At 30.1% G+C, this 25,310-nt stretch carries 19 protein-coding genes and 1 pseudogene; 10 read left to right on the top strand and 10 right to left on the bottom strand.

Annotated elements, in window-relative coordinates; genetic code table 11:
- Positions 1-150 precede the first annotated feature (150 nt).
- Positions 151-1,917, bottom strand: coding sequence for a bifunctional homocysteine S-methyltransferase/methylenetetrahydrofolate reductase (locus Q0649_RS13230; RefSeq protein WP_298842746.1), 1,767 nt, complete (start codon positions 1,915-1,917; stop codon positions 151-153).
- 273 nt (positions 1,918-2,190) lie between these two features.
- Between Q0649_RS13230 and Q0649_RS13225 the strand changes: the two genes are divergently transcribed.
- On the top strand, positions 2,191-3,405 hold the full coding sequence (locus Q0649_RS13225) for an NAD(P)/FAD-dependent oxidoreductase (protein WP_298842744.1): 1,215 nt from the start codon (positions 2,191-2,193) through the stop codon (positions 3,403-3,405).
- A gap of 226 nt (positions 3,406-3,631) precedes the next feature.
- On the opposite strand, the gene surE is transcribed toward Q0649_RS13225, so the two are convergent.
- On the bottom strand, positions 3,632-4,384 hold the full coding sequence (gene surE, locus Q0649_RS13220) for a 5'/3'-nucleotidase SurE (protein ID WP_298842741.1): 753 nt from the start codon (positions 4,382-4,384) through the stop codon (positions 3,632-3,634).
- A gap of 204 nt (positions 4,385-4,588) precedes the next feature.
- Here surE and Q0649_RS13215 point away from each other — a divergent pair, with 204 nt between their 5' ends.
- A complete protein-coding gene (locus tag Q0649_RS13215; RefSeq protein ID WP_298842738.1) occupies positions 4,589-5,926 on the top strand; it encodes an APC family permease in 1,338 nt (445 codons plus the stop codon).
- 68 nt (positions 5,927-5,994) lie between these two features.
- On the opposite strand, the gene Q0649_RS13210 is transcribed toward Q0649_RS13215, so the two are convergent.
- Both Q0649_RS13210 and Q0649_RS13205 read right to left on the bottom strand, forming a co-directional pair.
- Positions 5,995-6,300: a hypothetical protein gene (locus Q0649_RS13210; protein WP_298842736.1), complete on the bottom strand. Its 306-nt coding sequence runs from the start codon at positions 6,298-6,300 to the stop codon at positions 5,995-5,997.
- 4 nt (positions 6,301-6,304) lie between these two features.
- Entirely contained in the window at positions 6,305-6,604 is a 300-nt protein-coding gene (locus tag Q0649_RS13205; RefSeq protein WP_298842733.1) for a DUF2089 family protein, read from the bottom strand.
- Between the two features lie 317 nt (positions 6,605-6,921).
- On the opposite strand from Q0649_RS13205, the gene Q0649_RS13200 reads away from it, so the two are divergent.
- Positions 6,922-7,848 (top strand): cell wall metabolism sensor histidine kinase WalK, encoded by a 927-nt coding sequence (locus Q0649_RS13200; protein ID WP_298842730.1) that lies wholly within the window; start codon positions 6,922-6,924, stop codon positions 7,846-7,848.
- A gap of 72 nt (positions 7,849-7,920) precedes the next feature.
- Here Q0649_RS13200 and Q0649_RS13195 read toward each other — a convergent pair whose 3' ends face one another.
- Both Q0649_RS13195 and Q0649_RS13190 read right to left on the bottom strand, forming a co-directional pair.
- Positions 7,921-8,292, bottom strand: a complete 372-nt coding sequence (locus tag Q0649_RS13195) for a heterodisulfide reductase-related iron-sulfur binding cluster (RefSeq protein ID WP_298842727.1) — start codon at positions 8,290-8,292, stop codon at positions 7,921-7,923.
- Positions 8,289-8,573, bottom strand: coding sequence for a hypothetical protein (locus Q0649_RS13190; protein WP_298842724.1), 285 nt, complete (start codon positions 8,571-8,573; stop codon positions 8,289-8,291). Before Q0649_RS13190 ends, Q0649_RS13195 begins: the two co-directional genes overlap by 4 nt.
- Before the next feature lie 370 nt (positions 8,574-8,943).
- Between Q0649_RS13190 and Q0649_RS13185 the strand changes: the two genes are divergently transcribed.
- A complete protein-coding gene (locus Q0649_RS13185) occupies positions 8,944-10,353 on the top strand; it encodes a cell wall metabolism sensor histidine kinase WalK (RefSeq protein ID WP_298842721.1) in 1,410 nt (469 codons plus the stop codon).
- A 316-nt stretch (positions 10,354-10,669) separates the two neighbouring features.
- Here Q0649_RS13185 and Q0649_RS13180 read toward each other — a convergent pair whose 3' ends face one another.
- Positions 10,670-11,482, bottom strand: coding sequence for an FTR1 family protein (locus tag Q0649_RS13180; protein ID WP_298842718.1), 813 nt, complete (start codon positions 11,480-11,482; stop codon positions 10,670-10,672).
- Positions 11,483-12,000: 518 nt separating this feature from the next.
- Between Q0649_RS13180 and Q0649_RS13175 the strand changes: the two genes are divergently transcribed.
- From Q0649_RS13175 to Q0649_RS13150, 6 genes and pseudogenes are all read left to right on the top strand, one after another.
- A complete protein-coding gene (locus Q0649_RS13175) occupies positions 12,001-12,927 on the top strand; it encodes a transcriptional regulator (RefSeq protein ID WP_298842716.1) in 927 nt (308 codons plus the stop codon).
- A 435-nt stretch (positions 12,928-13,362) separates the two neighbouring features.
- Complete coding sequence (locus tag Q0649_RS13170; RefSeq protein ID WP_298842714.1) at positions 13,363-14,688, top strand: ABC transporter substrate-binding protein; 1,326 nt, start codon at positions 13,363-13,365, stop codon at positions 14,686-14,688.
- Positions 14,689-14,789: 101 nt separating this feature from the next.
- On the top strand, positions 14,790-15,701 hold the full coding sequence (locus tag Q0649_RS13165) for a carbohydrate ABC transporter permease (protein WP_298842712.1): 912 nt from the start codon (positions 14,790-14,792) through the stop codon (positions 15,699-15,701).
- 2 nt (positions 15,702-15,703) lie between these two features.
- A complete protein-coding gene (locus tag Q0649_RS13160) occupies positions 15,704-16,597 on the top strand; it encodes a carbohydrate ABC transporter permease (protein ID WP_298842709.1) in 894 nt (297 codons plus the stop codon).
- Between the two features lie 30 nt (positions 16,598-16,627).
- The gene (locus tag Q0649_RS13155; RefSeq protein WP_298842705.1) at positions 16,628-17,602 is read left to right on the top strand and encodes a family 43 glycosylhydrolase; all 975 of its coding nucleotides are present in this window, start codon (positions 16,628-16,630) and stop codon (positions 17,600-17,602) included.
- 175 nt (positions 17,603-17,777) lie between these two features.
- Positions 17,778-17,918: pseudogene (locus Q0649_RS13150) on the top strand (AP endonuclease); the annotation flags it as partial.
- A gap of 213 nt (positions 17,919-18,131) precedes the next feature.
- On the opposite strand, the gene Q0649_RS13145 reads toward Q0649_RS13150, so the two are convergent.
- The 3 genes from Q0649_RS13145 to pepF all read right to left on the bottom strand — a co-directional run bounded on the left by Q0649_RS13145 (position 18,132) and on the right by pepF (position 24,485).
- Entirely contained in the window at positions 18,132-21,422 is a 3,291-nt protein-coding gene (locus tag Q0649_RS13145) for an alpha-amylase family glycosyl hydrolase (RefSeq protein ID WP_298842701.1), read from the bottom strand.
- A 138-nt stretch (positions 21,423-21,560) separates the two neighbouring features.
- Entirely contained in the window at positions 21,561-22,367 is an 807-nt protein-coding gene (locus Q0649_RS13140) for a hypothetical protein (RefSeq protein ID WP_298842698.1), read from the bottom strand.
- A gap of 318 nt (positions 22,368-22,685) precedes the next feature.
- Positions 22,686-24,485, bottom strand: a complete 1,800-nt coding sequence (gene pepF / locus Q0649_RS13135) for an oligoendopeptidase F (protein ID WP_298842695.1) — start codon at positions 24,483-24,485, stop codon at positions 22,686-22,688.
- Positions 24,486-25,310: the final 825 nt, after the last annotated feature.

The raw sequence follows: 25,310 nt of genomic DNA, 5'->3' as shown, positions 1-25,310 counted from the left end.
TGGTTAGTATGACTGAATTATTATCAATGCTTACAACTACATTATACGAGGGGGACACTTAATAAATATTAAATTATATATTCAAAAAATAAAAACTCACATCATGTTTTTATTCATGCTGTGAGTTTTAAATCCACTAAATTATTCAATCTAGTGATTTTCTATAGTACTTATATTCTTAATAATTTCAGAAATTATATCAATTCTTTTAAAAGGAGTAATAAGATAATACCCATCTACATAATTATAAATTTCTATCGCAATATCTGTAGATATTTTAATTGCAAGAATGGTAGCTTCTTCTTTTGAAATATCCTTATATAGCTCTGTTATTTCCTCGGAAACACTTATTCCTGAAATTTCATTATTCATAAAACAAGCGTTTCTGTGACTTACAATTGGAATAATCCCACCTAAAATTTTAGCAGGTAACTCACTGTGCGCTTGTTTTAAGTTCTCTACAGCTTGTTTTGATAAAATTGGTTGTGTTAAAAACATAGTTACACCATTTTCTATTTTCTTTTTTGCATGTGCTAGTTGGCTAGGAAAGTTAATAGCATTTACATTTAATGCACCACAAATATTAAAAGGTGATGAGAATGTTGTATCATTTAAATTAGTAATATAATTTGCAAGTATTGCAGAATTGAAACTAAACATTGCCTTAACCTCATCACGCTCAGCTGTAGGCACCGGGTCCCCAGTTACCACTAAAACATTATTTACTCCCTCAATGCTTAAACCTAAAAGCAAAGCTTTTGTTGCATTAATGTTTCTGTCACGACAAGTCATATGAGGAATAGTTGTAATATTAAGTTCTCTCTTTAACTTACAAGCAAGTAAACTACTATCTACCCTAACTCTTGCAACCGGGCAATCTGCAATAGTTATTGCATCAACCCCTTGCTCTTTAAGACTTTTAGCACTATTCATAAAGGAATCTATGCCTGTATCCATTGGGGGATCAAGTTCTACCGCAATAATCTTTTTACCAAGCCTAATCTTTTCAAGCAGTGAATTTTTAACAATTATTTTTTCAGACTGAATTTTTTCTTTCTTTATCCTTGGAATAATTTCATGTGGAGATAAACCTTCTATATTTATTACAGTTTCTCTTATAAATTCTGGGGTTGTACCACAACATCCCCCTATTATAGAGACACCTTGTTTTACTATTTCAAGCATTTGCCTTGCAAAATATTCTTTGGTATTATTAAAAAATGTACGATTATTTATTACTGTGGGATACCCGGAATTTGGCATAACGGAAATTATTTTATTTTCTATATTAAGAGTTTTAATATATTTAAGTAAATGATTTGGACCTGAAAAGCAGTTAAATCCACAAGCATCTATACTTGATATATGAGAAACCTGCTCTATAAATTTTTCACCTGATATACCAAGCCTTGTAAACCCTTCAGGTGAAACAGCAAGTTCCATCAAAATATATGCCTTTGAATTTTTTTCCTTAATATACTTAGAAATTTGTGGCAAATATTCGTCACTACTAAAAGTTTCGAATATAAAATGAGTTAACCCAAGTTCTAAAAACAAATCTACTATTTCTTTGTAAGCCTCCCATAAATTAAGAGTCTCTAAAAATGGAATTGGTCCAATATCCGCAAAAACTAAAACATCAGTGTCCTTTGTTGCTTCCATTGCTATTTCATATCCACTTGTTATCACATCTTTTACTCTATTAAAATCACTTTCAAGACTAATTCTATTTGCACCAAATGTATTTGTTTTAATAGCCTTGCAACCTGCATCTATATATTCCTTATGTATATTTAATATGGTATTTCTATCATAAATATTTGCAAGCTCACATTTGGATAATGGATTTTCTTTAATGCTTGCATAATACGTACCCATAGCGCCATCAAAAATCAGTGGTTTATCTTTTATATTCATATAATTCACCCTCTCTACCAAACATAAATTTTATATTTGATAATTGTTTTAAAATTTCTTTAGGCTAATTATATCAAAAAGTTATAACTTTAAAATATATTTTAAATAATTACTCTATGAATATCAATTATTTTCTTGCATATTATCATAAATGAAGTGTAAGATAACATTAAGATACTCAATAAATGGGAATGTCCCATAAATAATGAAAATATTTTATGTACCATGTAGATAAAACAAAAAAATAAATCTTAAATGAAATGGGTGATATCGATGGCTAAAAAAATTATAATCGTAGGTAGTGGCATTACAGCAATAACAGCAATTAAATCAATTCGAGAAATAGATTTAGATTCAGAGATATATTTAATTGGAGAAGAAAATTTTTATCCATATACCAGAATAAAGTTATCCAAAAGCCTGTTCAACAACCTCGAGGAAAATAACATACTTATTCAAAAAAAAGAATGGTATGAACAAAATAACGTAAAAATATTAATTAATACTAAAGTGGTAAGCATAGATTCAACTTCGCATGAAGTGTCCTTATTTGATGGCAGTAAACTTAGTTATGATAAATTGTTACTTGCAAACGGTGCAAGTAATAACGTCCCCCCCATTGATGGTATAAATATGAATGGAGTATACACGCTTCGAGGTCTTAATGACGCTTTAAATATTAAAGAGAATCTTAATGATGGCGCTAACGTAATAGTTCTTGGTGGTGGAATACTTGGTCTTGAAATGGCCTTCATATTACATCAGCATAATATTAAAGTTACAATTATTGAATTATGTCCAAGGCTTATGCCTCGCCAGTTAGATGATAAAGCATCAGAAATATTAAAAAGTAAAATACAAGATTGTGGAATACAAATACTAACGAATACTGGCGTAAATAAAATAATAGGCACTGATAATAAAGTAGAAGGAATTCTTACAAATGATGATGTAGAGCTAAAGTGTGATATAGTTATTCACTCAACAGGTATTAAGCCTAATATGGATTTAATTTTAAATACTGATATTAAAAAAGAAAGAGGAATACTCGTAAACAATAAAATGGAAACTAATATAAAAGATATTTATGCCGCAGGCGATATCGCAGAGTTTGAAAATCAAGTTATCGGACTATGGAATATCGCTATGTCACAAGGAAAAGTTGCAGGCTACAATATTTCTGGGCACGATGCTATATATGAAAAAATTACTCCAGTAACAATGCTAAACGCATTCGGCATTTCATTATTTTCTATGGGATGCATAGAAGAATCACCATCTACGAAAGTATTGTTATATGAAGACATTAATGGAGTAGGTTATAAAAAGATATTTATAAAAAGCAATAAAATTATTGGTGCAATTGTAATAGGTGATGCTAGAAGGTCACCACTTCTTAAATCTGCAATCGAAAAGGAATTACCATTAGATGAGATAAACTTGTCTAGTATAACTGTAGACGAGTTATTAGATAAATTAAAAAAATAAATAAAAAAGAATATATTACTAGTATTGCATTCATCTTCGCTAAGAACTACTAATTTTATTTTTACTTAATTTGCTAAAAACATAAACTCGCTATGCTCAAACATATGTTTTTTTAACGCATCTTAATTAAAAATAAAATAAGAAGTTCTAAAGCTTGCTTCAATGCATTATACGTAATATATTCTTTTTTTCGTGTAAAAACATGTCTATATCCTCTTATGGATCGTTAAAACCATTTACCTACATCCTTTAATATTTCAAAATTAGTTAGATCATAATGAAGTGGCGTAACAGTAACATATCCCTCTTTAAAATATATTGTATCAGAATCTTCCTCATGAATATCTTTTGCTGTGCCCTTAATTTGATACTGAGTTTCATTATTTTCCCCGATAGATTCTACATATTTGTTATTATACAATCTACTGCCGATTTTGCATACCTTAATTCCTTTTATTTCATTTTCCGCAAGCATTGGGATATTTACATTTAATACAATATCATTGTTAATTTTGTTTTCAATAGCCTTAAGCAGTATAACTCCTGCATATTTAGCAGCTAAATCATAGTTTTCAGTATTACGGTCAAACTCAACAGAAACCGCCATTGCTGGTATTTTATATATTGTTGCTTCAATTGCAGCTGACACCGTTCCAGAATATAAAACATCTGTCCCTAAATTAAACCCCCTATTAATACCTGATACTACCATATCTATTTTCTCATCTACAAGCTTATTAATTGCAATTTTTACACAATCAGCTGGAGTTCCATCTACACTGAAAGCCTTCGCTTTTATTCCTTTAAGCTTAGTTTCTTTAACACAAAGTGGTCTTGTAAGTGTTATTGAATGTCCACACGCACTTCTCTCTTTATCCGGTGCTACGATAATTACTTCATGATTTTTTTCAAGTTCTTTAGCTAAGGCATATATTCCTTTTGCATTTATACCATCATCGTTTGTCAATAACACTCTCATTTTCATTCCTCCAATTATTCACTATAATACATAATAATTTTATAATTTACATATATACATCTTATAACAATAGATATATATGGGCAAGTATGAATTAATATTCACACTTCTTGCAATTTTTTATCTATTTTGGTATAATTATTATCCCAAAATAGATAAAAACCTTCTACCACTCTAATAATAAACAAGAAAGGATGATTTAATTTGAAACCATCACAAAATTTTAAGAACCCTATTAATCTTCCCAAAACACTGAGGAGAGAAATCGGTTTTCTAGAAGCCATTACAGTAGTTATAGGTATGGTTATAGGTTCAGGTATTTTCTTTAAACCTTCAATCGTCTTTAGAAATGCTGGTTCCCCAATGATAGGGATACTTGCTTGGGTAGCAGGTGGAGTTATAACTATAGCCTCAAGCCTTACTATTGCTGAAATAGCAGCTGCTATTCCAAAAACTGGAGGTGTATTTGTATATCTTAAAGAACTTTATGGTGAAAAATGTGCATTCTTATTTGGTTGGGTACAAACAGTTATTTATGTACCTGGATCCGTTGCAGCTCTCGCAATAGTTTTAGCTACTCAAGCTACTAATTTTGTGCCAATGAGTGGAATACAGCAAAAATTGTTTGCGATATTAATGCTTTTAATTATTACAACTGCAAATATATTATCAACAAAACTTGCGAGTAAAATCCAGTTTATTGCAACTATCGCAAAACTAATTCCAATCTTTATTATTATCGCTTTAGGCCTTATAAAAGGAACTGCTCATAGTTTTTCAATGCCAACAGGATCAACTGGAGCTGGTGCTGGGTTTGGAGCAGCTGTTCTTGGAACACTTTGGGCATATGATGGATGGGTTAGTGTAAGCAATATGGGTGGAGAACTTAAAAACCCTAAAAAAGATATACCAAGATCCATAATTGTAGGTTTAACAATTACTATAATAGTATATGTTTTATTTAATTTAGCAATTATAAACGTAATTCCTATGGCCGCTGTTATAAGTTCGAGTACAGTAGCATCAGATGTTGCCTCCGTTTTACTTGGAAAATCTGGTTCACTATTTATATCTGCTGGTATATTTATTTCAATCTTTGGAGCACTAAATGGTTACCTAATGACAGGAGTTAGAATTCCTTTTGCTATGGGCCAAGATAAACTTTTACCTTATAGTAAGCTTCTCGTAAAAGTTAATCAAAAATACCAAACTCCATTAAATGCATATATCTTAGAGGTTGTACTTATTTGTATATATATATTTAGCGGTTCATTTAACACCTTAACTGATCTTGTTGTCTTTGTTTTATGGATTTTCTTCACAATGGCAGTAGCTGGTATCTTTATATTGAGAACAAAACATAAAGAATTAGCTAGACCTTATAAAGTACCATTTTACCCAATAGTACCATTAATAGGTATTATCGGAGGACTATACATCCTATTTAGCACACTTTTAACTGATACTTTAAAAGCACTTATAGGAATTGGTATAACATTAATTGGATTGCCTGTATATTGGTACATTAAAAAACAAAAATAAAGTCAAAGAGCAAAAACAAGTGCCACCCACATGACAAGTGACAAACATAACAAGCTCTAGCGAAATTCTTAGTTCAAATCTTGGATGTTCATTTTATCTATTTCATTTTTCTTTTTTACCTTTTTACGACAAGCAAAATATATAGCTAATAAAATAGCTGTTGAAATATTAAATAATAAAAATAACATAATAACTTGTATAATAATTTGAGGAATGGTTTGATTCACAAAATAAACAGTTAAGATAAGTACCATTACAGAAATAATAACATTTATTGCTGGTAATATTAAACCAAGACGCTTATTTTCATTTTTAGATAAAAATATTTGTAGCATAATAATTACTAATAAAAGAATTGGAACTACTATAGGCATTTTATTAATTCTCCTTTTTTGTTTTTTTGTATTCTAAAATTAAAATCTTAGCGGTATCAAAATCTAACTTTTCGTTAATTGCCAATTTCTTTATAAGTGAAATATATGGCTCATTTGTTGTATCCTCTGATATTTGTATTTTTTGAATTAAACGGTCTAATCTAAGTCTTACCGTAGGATAAGTTACCTCATAAATACTTGCAATTTCTTTTAACGATCCCGACGTTTTTATAAATTTTTTAATAAAACTTATATCCTCATCGTCTAAAGTCGCTAACCAATCTGGCATTATATCTATTGACATTTAAACATCACGCCTTAACTTTATTTTAAAAATATTAAATATATTTATTAACAATATTATTATATACTTTAACATTGTTAAAGTATATATGTATTTTTAAAAAAACTTTAACAACAATACTTTAATTGGTATTTTATATAATTCATATCTTAATTTTAATTATGTTAAATATATCTTCATAATTAGGTTTAAGCCATATATAAATAAAGAGTTTTATGGTAAAATGTAGTAATGGTACTATGATAGATTATTTTTGATTGTTAATTCTATAACAGAAACCCTACTGTAGTATATACATATATAATGGAGGCTGGATCGTGGTATGTACTTATAATGATAGGATGGTAGAAAAATTTGTATCAGCTGGAACTATTATTGAAAAACAAAATATTGAGATTAAAAAATTAAAGAAATCTGAAGTGGAACAAAAGAAACAATTGGAAACTATGGGAAAAGCAATGCAAGCACAGGAAGAATTTATAGTTAATATATCCCACGAGCTTAAAACTCCTCTAAATGTTCTGTCTGCTACGGTGCAGTTATTTAACATGTACTGCAATAGTTGTTCATTAGACAAAATGAAAGAGTCAATTGTTAAACATATTAATTCAATGAATCAAAATTGCTATAGATTATCTAAACTTATTAATAACATAGTTGATTCATCAAAAATTGAAACAGGTTTTTTTGAACTACACTTATCAAATAACAATATAGTAGAAATTGTAGAAGATATAGTTATGTCGGTAACTAATTTTACTGATAGTAAAGGTCTAAATATTATTTTTGATACAGATACAGAAGAAAAAATTATTGCTTGCGATTCAGAGAAAATAGAAAGAGTAGTATTAAATCTTATATCCAATGCGATAAAATTTTCAGATAAAGGTGATGAAATATTTATTGATGTTAACACTAAGGATGAATTTGTTAAAATATCAGTAAAGGACAATGGCATTGGTATTGAACAGAAGAACTTGGAAACAATATTTGATAGATTTAAACAGGTAGATAAATCACTATCAAGAAATACAGAAGGAACAGGTATAGGTCTTAGCTTGGTTAAGTCAATTGTAGAACTACATTCTGGATTCATCTACGCCCAAAGTGAAGTTGTCACAGGAAGTAAGTTTATAGTTAATCTTCCCTGCCGAATTGTACCTAATAAAAATGCGGTACATAGTAACAAAATATCAAGTAAAAATGAAAACGTAAAAGTGGAGCTTTCCGATATTCATTTGTGATTTTTTTACTAATAACTTTCTTATTAAACGTTGCAATCAATAATGTCTTGTGACGTTTTTTCTTTGTAATATTTAATGATCATTTATAAAATTATTGAGCTTACCATGCCAATCATCTGGCTCAAAAGTACCCCGATCTGTATCCTCTCCAAATAAAAGGTCTACTAAATATCGTGGCTTTTTACCACCTATATACATTGATTTAGAACAAGAAACACAATAAACAACAACATCGCTAGCAGGCATCTCATGAGCTCGTTTTTTCATATGTTCCTTAACTTGCTTCACCGGAAAAATACCATAAAAACTATCTCCACAACAAATACCCTTTGTTTTCGTTTTTTTTGGTTCTACCAAAGTAATGTTCATTTTTTTAAGTAGCATCCTTACTGCATTATGTATTCTTTCCTGATTTCTAGTAGGACATGCATCAAGTATGGTCATTTTTTTCCTTTATAATCTGGGAATGGGAAATCTTTTACCGCAGCTAATACCTCCCAAAGTGATATTGTTGTTATTCCTTCATAAGGTTCCCTATAACGTCTATCACAACCTGCGCATACATTTATTATTTGCGTCCCACTATCCAAATTGGGTTTATGCCTACAGCAAATCAGATATTCTTCTACATCTACTAAATTATCTTTAAAAAAATTCAGTACCTTTTTCCCTAACGCTGGTTTGTAAATTGTTAAAGCACACCCCGGTGAAAATACTTTTTTCATAATATTTGCCCGCCAATCTTGTGGATTTTTTATAAATTAATTATATACTTCTATTATTTCTAAACCATTTTTCCATTAATTTTATTAATGGTTATGTCACATATTATTTACAAATATTATACCATTAGATACTATTTACTTAAGAAGTTATTTTATAATATATTTTGTTATACTAAAAAAATTTTTATATTTGAAACTTTAATCTTTAATCTAACCAAGAGTTTATAAAAATAAATCAAAAATATACTAAAATGTAATATATTGTGTTAGAATGAGATGGTAATAATATTTATTTGTAATAATATGTAAGTTATAACATCACTTAAACTGGATTATATCAATAAAAGAATAAAATGAAAGGTGATATGCTATGAAAGATAATTTTTACAAACAGATAACAACACAAATGGAGACAAGCCTTACTAAAAATAGAGAGATAGTAGATAAATCTGATGAATTACTCATTGCTAATAAAAAGCTCGCTTTTCAAAATGGAGAGAAAGCTGATAGAGCTGCCGAGCTTGTTATTGCTAATAAAGAACTTGCTTTTCAATGCTCAGAAAAAGCCGACAGGGCTGCTGAACTTGTCATTGCTAATAAAGAACTTGCTTTTCAAAGCGAAGAGAAAGCTGACAGGGCTGCTGAGCTTGTCATTGCTAATAAAGAGCTTGTTTTTCAAAGCGCAGAGAAAGCAGATAGAGCTGCTGAGTTACTCATTGCTATTAAAGAGCTTGCTTTTCAAGGCGCAGAGAAAGCAGACAGAGCTGCTGAGCTTGTAACTGCTAATAAAAAGCTTGCCTTTCAAAGTGAAGAAAAAGCAGATATGACGGCTGAGTTACTTGTTACTATTAAAGAACTTGCCCTTCAAAGCGCAGAGAAAGCAGATATGGCAGCTGAATTAATCATTGTTAATAAAGAACTTACTTTTCAAAATGAAGAGAAAAGCAAAATAGCAGCCGAATTAATTATTACTAATGAAGCGTTAATAACTGCTAATAAGGCTCAAGAAGAATTTACTGCAAATATTTCACACGAGCTCAAAACACCATTAAATGTAATTTTCTCAGGTATACAATTATTTCAAATGTATTGCAACAATAATTCGTTAGAGCAAAAAAAAGAATCAATTATTAGATACCTAGATTCAATGAAATTAAATTCCTATAGGTTATCTAAACTCATAAATGATATAGTTGATTCATCAAAAATTCAAGCGGGATTCTTTAAATTAAACCTATCAAATAACAATATAGTAGAAGTAGTCGAAGATGTAGTAATGTCTGTTACTAGTTCCATTGACATTAAAGGCTTAAACATTAGTTTTGATACAGATATAGAAGAAAAAATTATTGCTTGTGATCCGGAAGGAATCGTAAGAATAGTATTAAATCTTATATCCAATGCCATAAAATTTTCAGATGTAGGCGATGAAATATTTGTAGCTATTAAAGATAAGAATGAATTTGTTGAAATATCAGTTAATGATAATGGAATTGGCATTAAAGAAAAGGATTTGGATAAAATATTTGATAGATTTAAACAGGTAGATAAATCCCTTTCAAGAAATACCGAGGGTACAGGACTTGGATTAAATTTAGTTAAGTCAATTGTAGAATTACATGGTGGTAGCATACATGTTAAAAGCAAATTTGGGAAGGGAAGTAAGTTTATAATTACGCTTCCGGCTAAGAACGTACTTAAAGAAAATACATTATATAATTGTAAAGTTAGCAGTAGCGATGAAACTGTTCGAGTGGAACTTTCTGATATTTATTCTTAATAGTATTTGATATAAGATGAAGATTTCTTGATCAAATTTAATTCTTAAAATTAATAACAATTTATACAATTCAAAAAAATTTTGGGGGAATTGCGAATAAAGAATGGGAAAAAATATAATAATTTATTTATAGGAAGTATATTTATAGCTATAATTATAACTTATATACTAGAAACGCTATAAAGGTGCTTGAATTTATGGGATATCCAAAAGATATTATTTACAAAACTAACCAAAGGATTATAAACAGTTTATAAAAAGCATACAACACAATTTTAAAATTGTGTTGTATGCTAATAAAAATTTTATGTATGTCTTAATCGTTTTTGAGTTTACTTGGCTTAAAGTAAGCATAAAATGCACCTATTAAATACAACCAATATACAATCACTTGAACTAAGTTAGGACTATCTGCATAACCAAAAATAGCTTTTAGCATTCCTCCTACTGTGGATTTTTGATCTAAGATTGCCTTTGTACTCCACACATGTTCTATTACTTCTGGAATCATGTGTAGTTCTTGAAATTCATGGATTCCTCCAGATAAAAGTCCTGCTGCCATAAAAATAAGAAGTATACTCATTGCATTAAAGAATGATTTAAGTGGAAGATTATGAGTTCCTTTGTAAAGTATATATCCTAGAATAGCTGCCACACCAAATCCTAATATAGTGCCACTTACAGTTGCAATAGCTGATGTTTCTTGTGCTGAACCCACAATAAAAAGCACAGTCTCGATTCCTTCTCTTAGCACGGAAACAAAAGCTAGAGAAGCTAGAGCCCAGGTTGAACCATGACTTATTGCAACCTGTATCTGCCTCTTTAATCCTCCACTGATGTTACCACCTTGCTTCTTCATCCAAATGGTCATCCATGTTAGCATAAAGACTGCAATAATCTTAAGGGCTCCTTCTAAGATTATTTGAAATCCTCCGATTTCCGTTACTCCTAATACAAAGAAAATTCCAAGTGCTGCAAGTACACTTATTAATGCAGCAACTCCTGCTCCAAGCCATACTTTTCCTGTTTCCTTAGTCTGTCCTAATTGTTTAAGATACGACATAATAATAGCGAGAACAATCGCGATTTCGACCCCTTCACGTAAGGTAATAATAAACACATTAAACATATTTTCCATCCTTTCCATATATAATCAATTGATAAAGAAAATCAGTATCAGTACCAACTTTAATATTATACTTTCCCCTAACCTTTATGTCAATAACATAAATTTAAAGCTATATACCATAATAAAAATAGTATGCCCTTAAATGTTAAATGATCCACTACAATTTTCAAGATGTTCAATTATTTCTCTACCTTCATCTAACTTTTAAATCATGTCTTTTAATTTCTTTACCTTTTATAATATACCCATTATGTTATAATTGTAGGTGTATTCTTAACTAATACGTCAATCAGATTTTCCATATATAATTTCTTAAAATAGCCTTAAAAACCATCTAATATATCACTCAACGAATCTAACAATGTTTTTAGATTTAATAAACACAAACAAAAATGATAATTAATTTCGATATTTAAATGGTTCCTTTGTTTTAATAATACATAAAATAATTGTATGATATTCAATACATATATTATATAATACATGTATTGAATATATTCATAAAGGAGACCCAAATAATGATACATATTAAAAACCTTGAAGAAAGTTTGCCAATATTTAAAGCGCTTAGTTCAGATGTAAGAATTCAAATTCTTAATCTTTTATCAGAATATAAACAGCTTAACATGAATGACATAGCAAAAAAATTGAAGCTTTCAAATGGAGCAATTACTATGCATATCAGAAAATTAGAAGAATGTGGAATTATTAAAATTAATATTTTAACTGCTAAACATGGTATTCAGAAAATTTGTTATTTACATGAGGATAAATTTATTATAGATATTGGTAAACAAAATATTGATAACTCATATGAATTGGAAATTGGAATTGGACAATATTCTTTTTATGAAGTACACCCAACTTGTGGAATAGCTACAAAAGATAAATTGATAGGCGAGGTGGATAACCCTAGTTATTTTGCCGACCCTGATAGGATAAACGCTGATATTTTATGGTTTTCAAAAGGTACAATACAATATAGAATACCTAATTATTTAAAACCCGCTCAAGTATTTTCTGAAATTCAAATCTCTATGGAAATAAGTTCGGAGGCACCTGGTAATTGCAGTTTATGGCCCTCCGATATTCACTTTAGTCTAAACGGAATTTATTTGGGCAGTTGGACAAGTCCTGGAGACTATGCTGACACAAAAGGAATTTTAACACCTAACTGGTGGTTCTCAAATTGGAATCAATATGGTTTACTCAAGTTATTATCCATTAATAAATTTGGAACTTTTATTGACGGGCTTAAAATCTCTGATATCGATTTAAATGATATTGATTTAAATTATAAAAGTGATTTATTATTAGAATTATCTATTCCAGAAGATGCTAAGCATAAGGGTGGCTTAACTATATTTGGCAAAAATTTTGGCAATTATAATCAAGGAATAAATATAAGAATTGTATATGAACAAAAACTAATAGATGAAAAATAATAACTAGTAAAATGGGCTTGAAGTAAAACTTCAAGCCCATTTTTATTTTGAGGATAAGGATAAATAGATTCCTTTTAATAACAAAATCCATATAAATAAAATTCTATTTATATTAAAAAGTAAAATGTTTGTTTTACATAAGCATGAAATAATTAACTAAAGTTTTAAAATTTTGTTGACTTTTTAAGTAAATAATACCATAATATTATTATAAACCAATTAATATAAACCTAAACCTATTAATATATATTATTCTTTATTTAGTAATATATAATATTTTAATTTGTTAATTGATAACGTTTTCTAATTGTTCCTAATGAAATTGTAATGCTGTACTATTTGCTTAGCATTTCAATATAAAATTATTCTTTTTAAAGGAGGAAATAGAATAATTTAATAAAACAATATAATTATTAAATTTAGAAGGGGGATTCTATGAAAAAAGGTCTTAGTTTTATGCTTATTTCTATGTTAACAGCTACCATGATTTTAGGTGGTTGTGGTAGTAAAACTGCAACAAGTGGACAATCAAGTACTAAATCAGGAGAAGTAACAAAATTAAATCTATGGACATTTATTGGTCTACATTCTACTTTATATAATGATGCCGCTAAGAGTTGGAATAAAGCACATCCCGATCAACCTATAGAATTAAAAGTAACTACTTATCCTTATACAGATATGCATAACAAATTATTAGTTGCCGTTAAATCAGGAGTTGGAGCGCCAGATATTGCTGATATTGAGGTTGGTCAGTTTCCGAACTTTACAAAAGGAACACCAGTACTAGCAGATTTAACTTCTCTTGTGGCTCCTGAGAAAGCTAATTTTGTGCAATCACGTTTAGATTTATATAGTAAAAATGGAAAAGTATATGGATTACCTACACATGTAGGAACTACGGTTGCCTTCTATAACAAAGAGATTTTTAAAAAGGCAGGTGTTGATTATACAAAAATTAAAACTTGGGATGACTATATAGCAGCAGGTAAAATTGTAAAAGCAAAAACAGGAACATATATGGGCTATTTTTCGCAAACTGCAAATTGGGAGTTTAGCTTAATGATCGGACAACAAGGTTCAGACCTCTTTGATAAAAGTGGAAACGTAACTTTGGATAATACTATAGCCGTAAACTCACTACAATTACTTCATAATATGATATTTACAGATAAAATTGCTGCCATCTCTCCCGGTGGACAGCCCGATACAGAAGAAGGCTATGGAGCTTTTAACAAAGGTGGCGCTGCTTCAGTTATAATGCCATTCTGGTATACAAGCAGGTTACTTGCTAATATGCCTGATTTAAAAGGTAAAATAGCAATCCAAGCACCCCCTGTTTTCGCAACTGGTAACAAAAATTTATCTGTTGGTTTAGGGGGAACAGGAACAGCAGTACCAATTCAAGGTAAAAATGTTGAACTTGCAAATAAATTTTTGTTCTTTGCAAAAGGAACTGAAAAAGCTAGTGAGAACATTTGGAATCTAGAAGGTTTTGATCCACCTAGATGGGATTCATGGACGAAAATAAGTTCAAATATTGGCGATACCAAGTTTACACAATATTTTTCAAATGGTAAAGATGCCTTTAAAATTCTTTTACCATTAAAAGATTCAATCGCAACTCCAGTAAGTATTGAAAAAAGCCCTAATGCAGGAACCTTATTAGATAGTAAGGTATTATTTAAGGTATTAAAACAAAATTCAGCTACTCCTCAAGATGCATTGAAATCAGCAGCAGATGAGTTACGTAAAAATTAATAAAGGTACAAGCAAATAAAATTAATTAACTATAAATTATTGGGGGATGTAATTATTTATGTGATTTACATCTCCTAATCTTTAAATTGGAGGAAATCTAATTGGAAAAAAAACAAAATACGCTTGTTAATAAATTTTTTTATTCTTCAAAGTATGCTCCATATGTTTTTGTACTACCTTTTATTCTTTCATTTTTCATATTCTTTTTTTATCCGATAATAAGCACTTGTATTATGAGTTTTCAAGATGTTGCTGGTGTTGGTCAAAATAAATTTATTGGTCTAAAAAACTATAAAGATTTACTTAATGTTCATTTTTATACAGCTATTTGGAATAGTGTACGGTATTGTTTTTGGACTTTATTACTTTTAATACCAATTCCTATAGTTTTAGCTGTGTTTCTAAATTCAAAAGCATTAGTAGCTAAAAAATTTTTTAGAGCTACCCTTTTCATGCCAGCTATAACATCAGTTGTTGTTGCGGGTATTGTTTTTAGATTGATCTTTGGAGAAACTCCAGGTGCACCACTAAATACATTGTTAGGTGTATTTGGTATAAGTCCAGTTGAATGGCTACGTAATGAAAATACTGCAATGCCTTTATTAGTATTACTCGCAATGTGGCGTTGGACTGGTATAAATATTATATATTTTTTATCTGGTTTACAAAACATACCAACTGAGCTATATGAATCAGCTGATATTGATGGTGCAAGTGTTTTTAATAAATTTAGATATGTAACGATTCCTCTTTTAAAACCAATAATTATTTATGTTTTAACAATAAGTATATATGGCGGATTATCAATGTTTACTGAAAGTTTTGTTTTTTGGTCGAATCATTCACAAAATGATTCTGGATTAACAATTGTAGGTTACTTGTATCAGCAAGGTTTTGAAAATGGCAATTTAGGCTTTGCTTCTGCTACTGGATTAGTATTACTTCTTATTGTAATAACTTTGAATTTATTCCAGCTAAAATTCTTTGGAATGTTTAAAAAGGAGGACGCATAATAATGTCAAAAACTGAAAATGTAATCATGACAAAGCCCAAAAATATAAAAATAAAATCTAAAATAAAATACTCTCATAAAGGATTTTTAATGGTTATTCTTTTTATCATTATAGCTGTTTTTGCACTACTTCCTTTCTATGCAATGGTACTCGCTTCACTTAAACCTGCTACAGAATTATTTCGTTATGGCTTAAATTTGAAATTAGACTTTAATATTATGAATATACAAAATTATATTCCTTTATTTACTGATCCAAGTATTCTATTTCTAAAATGGTTTAAAAACAGTGTACTAATTACTCTAATAAGCACAGTATTTTCATTACTATTTTCTTCTATGGTAGGTTATGGAATAGCAATGTATGATTTTAAATTTAAAAATGCAATATTTGTATTAGTATTGTTTATGATGATGATTCCAGTTGAAATTTTGATACTTCCATTATATAAATTAACAGTTACGCTCCATATTATTAACACATATAGTGGAATAATACTACCTTTCATAGTATCAGCATCTTCAATATTCTTTTTTAGGCAGTTTGCCTCGGGAATACCAAAAGACTTTATGGATGCTGCTAGAATTGATGGATGTACTGAATATGGAATATTCTTCAAAATAATGATGCCTTTAATGAAACCCGCTTTTGGTGCCATGACAATATTATCAGCATTGACAAGTTGGAATGGTTTTATATGGCCTTTAATTCAAATGAGAACAGATGATATGTTTACAATTCCTGTAGGCTTAATGTCATTATTAACACCTTATGGCAATAATTATAGTGCTGTATTATCTGGATCTGTGTTATCAGTATTACCAATTATAATCATATTCTTACTCTATCAAGATTCTTTTATTGAAGGATTAACTGCTGGTGGAGTAAAAGGTTAAATAAATATAGTTTAATTCGGGGTGAATATTATGTCAATAAGTCAAGAATATAAAAATCCAATTGTAAGACAAGCTGCCGATCCATTTGTATATAAGCACTCTGATGGATATTACTATTTTACTGCATCAGTTCCAGAGTATGACAGAATCGAAATAAGAAGAGCTAAGAGCCTTAATGAATTAGGTTCAACCTTGCCTATTGTAGTTTGGAGCAAACATGTGGTTGGAGAAATGAGCGCATATATTTGGGCACCAGAAATACACTTTATAAATGACAAATGGTATATATATTTTGCTGCATCAAAAGTAAATGATCTTAAAGAGGGTATGTTTGATCATAGAATTTATGTACTTGAAAACTCATCATCTAACCCATTAGAAGAACATTGGTTAGAAAAAGGTCAACTTAAGACTAATTTCGAATCATTTGCTTTAGATGCTACAACTTTTCAACATAAAGGAATAAGGTATCTTGTTTGGCCTCAAAAGGACCCTAACATAAATGGAAACTCTAATTTGTATATTGCAAAATTAAAAAACCCCTGGACTATTAGTGGTAAACAAGTAATGATTTCGAAACCAGAATATCCATGGGAGTGTATAGGTTTTTCTGTAAACGAAGGTCCAGCAGTACTTAAGAGAAACGGAAAGATATTTATTAGTTATTCAGCAAGTGCTACGGATTATAATTATTGTATGGGTCTTTTAACTGCAGGCGACGCAAGTGACTTGTTAAATCCACTATCTTGGAGTAAATCACCTACCCCAGTGTTTAGCACAAATCATGAAAATAATCAGTATGGGCCAGGTCATAATAGTTTCACTGTTTCGGAAGATAATAAATCAGATATTATGATTTATCATGCTAGAAATTATAAAGAAATAGCCGGTAATTCTCTTGATGATCCTAATCGACACGCAAGAGCCCAGAAGCTAAATTGGAATGATGATGGAACTCCTAACTTTGGTAAACCTATAGCTGATTTGACTGATTCAATTAATTAGATCCCACTTTAATCTCATTTTATCCCATAGTGGATGTCTCAAAATAGAATTGAAGAGACAAAAGATAAACCCTTCAGAGAAGAATTTCTGAGGGGTTTATTACGTTGGATAGCCTCATCATTAAGCACACTCCATTGATATGGAATCATTTCATTTTTAACCAATTTAAATATACTGTAAGTTATGCATTGATTTCGCTCATATACATGCAAGAGGAAATGGTAGTTTAAACGGTTATGATGATTTTTCTAAAATACTTCAGTATGTGTTAAATAAATTAGGGCGGTCGGCTTTAGACGATTTACATATTCACATGTGAGGAATAAATTATACTAAAAAAGGTGCATTATTATTGAAAAATACTTATACTAATTTGATTTAAGAAGATAAATTTTGTATTATTTAATATGTGTACTTTAAAGGGAGCAATTCGCAAAGTTATATAAAAGACATTGTAATAGAAAAAAGTGATTACTTTTTTGGGGAAATTCATTTAAAAAAACACCCTCGCGGGTGTCTTTAATTTATCTTATCTACGTATACATCTCTTAACTTTGTTTAACCTTTCAATTAGACTATTCTTTACATCACATTTTGGAAGATTCTTTACTAAAAGCATTGCAGCATTAACATCAATTTGATTTTTTGAACCCTCAGCTTTTATTACAGCATTTGTGACAACACTAATATTTACTAAAGGTTTCACAATATAATTTGTATCATAAATATCCTTTAGATTTTTAGTATTTACGACCACGCAAGTATACCTTGCAACCAAAATAACACCTGAATATTTAGCAATATTGACGGTTACCTTGCCATCACTCCCTACTACATAGGTAGCAGATGGGTCCAAAGCATTTGTAAGCTTAGTTCCTGCAGGTGCATTAGAATCCAAAACTAAAGCTTTAACATCAGTACTTTTTCTATTAATAGCCACAACCGCATGATTATTTTTGTCATTTCTAGAATATGCCATTATATCTGCCTTGTTTGTATCATCAACAGTTATAGGCACAATATCTCCTGTTCTTAAAACTGGATATGCATTTCTTATATTTGTAAGCTTTGCATACCATTCAACAGTTGACTTATCTCCTTTTCCCCAAATCATTCCTCTTCTATTATCAGGGTCATCGGCTCCTGGCATTGCAGCTTCATCACCATAGTATATGGTTGGTGCTCCAGGGTACGTCATTTGGATTAATGGTATTAATCTAACCTTTTGCAGTGCAGCTAGTGATGGTGCTTCTGCTATTGCCTTAACACTTTTTTGTGCTCCATCAAAATCTGAGATTATTCTTTGAGTATCGTGTGAATCCACTAAATTCATCATTGCCTCAAACGCTTCTTTTGGATATTGCTCTCTCATAGCCTCCAGTTGATTCATAGATTGTACAGCGCTCATATTTTCAGTGTCTTTATTCTCAACATACCCTAAAACAGCATCTCTAAATCTATAATTCATTACAGAGTCATACATATCACCAAGTAAATATTTAGACGCGTCTGTCCATATTTCACCTACAATAACATCATCACCTTGTCCTTTTACAGCTGTTCTAAAGTTTCTCCAAGTTTCATCAGAAACTTCATTTGCAACATCTAATCTCCAGCCATCTGATCCATTCTTTAGCCATAATTTACTGTTAGCATCTTTTCCGTCAATTATCTCATTAGCCCAAGATTTTACGTTATACTCTGAGCCATTTAAAGCTTGGATAACCGGCATCGAATCATATCCTGACCAACCTTCATAAGAATAATGCTCTGTGTCTCCTGTTATCGCCTTAACCTTAGTATTATTTATTACAAACCAATCTTTATAATGTAAATCTGTAATCCCTTGAGATCTCAAATCCTTAGTTACCTGTATTTCAGCTTGCTGCTGGTTTACCTTTTTTAAGTTCATTAAATCATAAACTCTTGACCAATATTGATAAGCTTCAATGGGCTTGTTTTTAGCCATGTACTTTCCATATCTATCAAAATAAATAGAATCATCAGAAACATGGTTAAATACACCATCTATGATTAAATGCATACCCCTCTTATGAACTTCCTTAGCTAACTTTACAAATTCATCCATATGCCCTAAAAGTGGATCTAATTGTTTGTAATTTGTTGCATCATATCTATGATTAGATATAGATTGTGATATAGGTGTCATATAAAGCGTGTTTATTCCAAGTGCTTGTAAATAGTCAAGTTTGGACCTAATGCCTTTAATATCTCCACCATACATCTCGTTTGCCCAAACATTATCACCTTTTGTACCTTTATAATTAGGATTAGGTACTTGTGATCCATCAACATTTGTAATAAATTCTAGTGTTGGGTCTTCTGGAATACTATACCAGTCATTATAAAATTCATAAGGAGTGGCTCCTCTTGCAAGTACTTGTGAATAATCATTACTAGTATCTCCATTAAAAAATCTATCAGGGAATATCTGATAAACAACTGAATTCTTCATCCAATCAGGAGTTTTAAAGTTTTTATCATATATATTTAAGTCATAATATTTTACAGTTCCAATTTGCCCAGTTTTTCCTGGTCCAAAGAACCCATCATCGTCACCATAAGCTTTTACATCTGAGCCATTTGAAACGACAAAATAATATTTAAATTGTCCAATATTATTTGATATAAAATTTCCTGTCCACTTATCAGAGTTTACATCAAATGCATCACCTTTTGTCATATCAATTAACTTGATACCGTTTGGAGTTATTAATACAATTTTAGCTGATGTTATTTCTTTTCCTGTTTTTAAATTGAAGGTAATCGGTGTATCTGCTTTCGTTGCACCATAAGGAGATTTGTACTTAATATCTCTTGAGTCAAAATATATACTATTAAGATTTATAGTATTATCCGATGCATCAGTAAATGTCATTAATGTTGTTGGATCAAAACTAAAAGTTACATCTTTTGTATCAGCTGTTACTTCTACTTTCCCAAAAGAATACTCTTTTCCATCTAATACTGCTTTAACATTTGAATAAACACCTTTTTTCAAAGTGATTTTAGCACTATAGATTCCTGATAGTGAAATATCTGTAAGTTTTGTATTAGCTGGTATGCCTGTACCTAACAAATCTATATCAGCTATCTTATAATAAGTTGAATCAACTATTTTATGGCTATCATCGTTGTACCAAAAAGTTACATCCTCTTTTATAGGTACTATTAAGCTAATGTTGGTTCCAAACGCTTCACCATTTGCTCCATAATTTTCTGGGTCCCACGAACCCATTGCAATCTTGTACTCGTAATTTCCAGCAGGAACATCTTTTAATGTTAAACTGTAATTACCATTACCATCATAATTTAATTTAGTCTTATCTGATGCAGGGTCCCAAGCTGCACTTCCATCTATACCTTGTATCGTTCCAGCAAGAACAACTTTTCTTCCTATATTCTTTTGCATAGTAAAAGTAGAACTTTCACCTACGGCCGCTATATTTAATGGATCTTTAATCGTCTTTCCATCAACAATAAAGTTATATTCATAATCTTTAGCTTCATCAGCTACTCTTAAAGTAACCGTAAAGATTCCATTTTTAGCATCTACAAGTGTCATCTCTTTTTTATCGGTGGTCATATTACCTGTAATATAAACTTGTTTTGCATTTATATCTTGGTAATTAAATGTCATAGTACCATTCGGATTTAATACAGGACTTTTTACAACTACTGGTTGTTCTGGTGGCGCTTGAAGTCCTAGTGCTTGAGCTATTTTATCTGGATTATTTATGGAATCAAATATCGTTCTCGAGGCTCTATCTTCAACAAAAACTACATATTTGCCACCCACTGGAATTTCTATACTAACATTATCAGCTGGTAATCCACCACTTGTCCATGTATAATCTTCAATACACTTATATTCATATTTCTCAGGTAATAATGTATCATTTGAAAAGAATCCACTATAAATGTATTTCCCATCTCCTTATAAACTACTAAAATCATAGTCCTTAGAAGTCGTATCCCAACTGTTATCTCCCAGCCCTCGTATAGTTCCTATTAATGATACAGACCCTAATATTTCAGAATTAGCAATTGAATCTGTACATATTCCCTCAAGAGGGTTTGATATAAATGTTACAGAAGAATCTGCTACTAAACTAAGTTTAACATTATCTACAACCTCTCCATTATCCCAGTTGCCATTATAAGCTACCTTGTAGTCATAGGTACCTGCCTTTAAATTAAAAGTCTTTTTGTAAAATCCACCTCCTATGTAGTCTAAAGTATAAGTTGTATCAGCAGGTATCCAATCTTTTCCACCGCTCTGCGCAAAAGTTCCTACAAGGGATGCAGTTTTTTTAAACTGATCTGGATTATTAATTGAATCAAATACATCATTTGTTTTTGAATTAAATCTAAATATTACCTTTCCTGGTGCAGTAACATTAATATGTTTATTACCATCGGCACTTTTTACATCTCCGTATGCCTTGTCCCAGTTTCTATTTAAAGCAAGTTTATAAGATCCGTCTACTACTGCAGCTTTAAAATCTACAGTAATTTCATAAATACCATTTTTATACTCTTTCATTAAAGTTTGTGCATTTGTAGGTTCCCAATCTTTACCAATACCATTTGCAGCTATAAAACTACCCGCAAGTGTTACACTCAAATCAGATGCTGGTAATGGTAACGTAACTGATTTAGCCTTATTGTTAAAAACAGGCGAAATTGTCATGATCATTAAAAATGTAATAATAAGACTTGTAATTTTCTTAAATTTTTTCATTATATCCCCCTCGTGTATTTTAATGCAAACGATTGCATATAAATATATATTACATTAATTTGTAAATAATTACAATAGCTAACTATATATTTTAAAATAAAAAACAATCCCATTATCTTATTTAAGATAATGAGATTGTTTTTATTAAATCATCGCCTGCGGAGCTGAAATATTAACTAATTTCAATGGAAGATACATTAAGCAAAGTTCATGTTTGAGTGCTATCGAGTTTGAACTTTTTTGTATCATTCATTTAAATTTATTTAGAATTACATAGCGAAGTGAAACACAATTATAATAATATATAATTACCAATTGTTACATTTCTTTCTCAAGCATCCCTAATAATTCATCAAATCTTTTAATAGTATCCTTGAGCGGCTTAGGTGATGACATATCTACTCCTGCCTTTTTAAGTATACTTATTGGATAATCACTTCCACCACTCTTTAAAAATCCTATATATCTTTCTACAGCACTTGATCCTTCTTCAACAATCATTTTACTGAAAGAATTAGCCGCTGCAAAACCTGTAGTATATTGATATACATAAAAATCATTATAAAAATGAGGAATTCTTGACCATTCCATATCTATTCCTGAATCTACTACCATATCGGGTCCAAAATATTTCACATTTAAATCATGATAAATTTTACATAGGTCCTCTGGAGATAATGGATTCCCTTGTTCAATCTTTTCATGTGTTATTTTTTCGAACTCTGCAAACATACACTGCCTAAACACTGTAGTTCTTATTCCCTCTAATTGTTGATTTATTAGGAATAATTTCTTTTTCTTATCACTCTCATTTTTAATTTGATAATCTATTAATAAACATTCATTAGTTATAGATGCAACTTCTGCGCAGAATAACTCATACCCTGAATATATATATGGTTGTGTCTTTCTTGAATAATATGAATGAATAGAGTGTCCCATTTCATGTACGAGTGTAGATACATTATTTAATTGATAATTATAATTCAAAAGTACATATGGCATACTATCAAAGCAGCCCCAAGAATAAGCTCCAGAGCGTTTACCCTTGTTTTGGAATACATCTACCCATCCCTCATTAATACCTTCTTTAAAAATATCTAAATATTCCTTTCCTAATGGTTTAATGCCCTCGAGTGCTATTTTAACTGCGTCTTCATATTCAATATGATTTTCCTCTGCCTCAACTATCGGTACATATAAATCATACATATGAATTTCATCAAGCCCTAGAAGCTTTTTCTTAATACTTACATACTTATGAAGAGACGATAAATTGTTATTTATAGTATCAACTACATTATCATAAACCTTTACTGGAATATTATTTGGGTCTAAAGAACTCTCTAGTGCACATGAATAGTTTCTTGTTTTTGCATTAAATATAAAATTCTTTATAGAAGATGTTAAAGCTGCTGTTAAAGTATTACTGAATCCTTTGTACGTTGAAAATAATGTTTCAAAAGCGTCTTTTCTTACTCTTCTATCCTTTGATTTTATAAAATTGCTATAGTTACCTTCAGTTAATTCAATCTCATCACCTTTTTCATCTTTTATACATGGAAATGTCATGTCTGCATTTGTAAGCATACTAAATATATTTCCCGGTGCACTTAAACAATCGCTAACAGACGCTAAAATCTTTTCTCCCTCTGCACTTAGAGTATGCTCCTTTTGACTTATAATATCATGTAAATAAAATTCATATAATTTAAGCTTTGGTAGCTTAACTATTGCCTCATCCACTGCTCTCTCAGGTAATGATAATAATTCGGGAATAAAAAATGAAGTTGCACTAGAAACTTCTGCGCCATAAGAATCAATTTTACTCTTAAGAACTTGAAAGTCAGCCCTGCCTGTATCTTCGTCTCCTCTTAAATGCGCATACACAAGCAGCTTATCTAAAAGTCTTTCAATTTCTACATTACTTTCTAAAAATGATAATAACTCCTCAGGAGTGCCTAATTTCCCTGAGAATTTTTGCATATTGGGTACTTTAGACTTAAGTAATTCAAAATCTTTTTCCCACTGGTCCGAATTTTTATATATCTTTTCCACATTCCACTTATACTTACTATCCACTTGATCTCTCGTTTTAAGTTTTTGTACCTCACTCACTAAAATTTCCCTCTTTCATTTTTAAATTTAAAATCCACTTTGGTAGATTAATCTACTTCGTAGCTTAATCTACTATCTAGCTATGAAAATAACATAATATATTTATATTATCCTATAATTGAAAAAATAACCATCAACTAATAAACTAGAATAACGATTTACAATTTGTTTCCACTTACACTATACCTACATTTATAATATTTATACACTATAGTCTTTCTACTATTTTTATCAGCATATGATAATAAAATAATCTAAAGTCATTCTGGTTTTTGTAACATGCCATCAAAATTGGTAACTAATATATTAACTATAATTCTTTTTTCATGAATTATGCTAGCAAAAGTATATATTGCGCATAATGCATTTGAACTAGCCTTAGTAATTCTTAATTTACTTTATTTGCAGATGCGTGAGAAAAAGTAAATGTTTGAGCGTACGCGAGTTTGTACTTTTTAGCAGCTGTAAATAAAATAAATTTTAGAATTTGTCAGCGCCGTGAAAGCATCCCTAGCAATATATACTTTTTGTTATTGCATAATCTTTGAAAAATGGTTTAGGATATACTTTAAAATACAAAAAAGCCACACTAGTTAAATCTACTACTTAATAGACTTGATAGTGTGGCTCTCATTTTCTTTAGCCATATTCCATGTTTCATATTTACTCTCAATGAATTATATCACTAAAATACATATTTGGAAAGTAATATTATACAATTCTGAAAATTAATATTACACCTTAATATTACATTAAATTTTCTTTGTTTTTCTTTTTAAACATATTCATCCTTATTTCTCTAAGACTTTATATTCAACCTCTATA

The sequence above is a fragment of the uncultured Clostridium sp. genome (assembly GCF_937920395.1).
Lineage (GTDB): Bacteria > Bacillota > Clostridia > Clostridiales > Clostridiaceae > Clostridium_AD.
The sequence above is the reverse complement of the archived record's forward strand: the minus strand, read 5'-3'. Positions and strand labels throughout refer to the sequence as shown.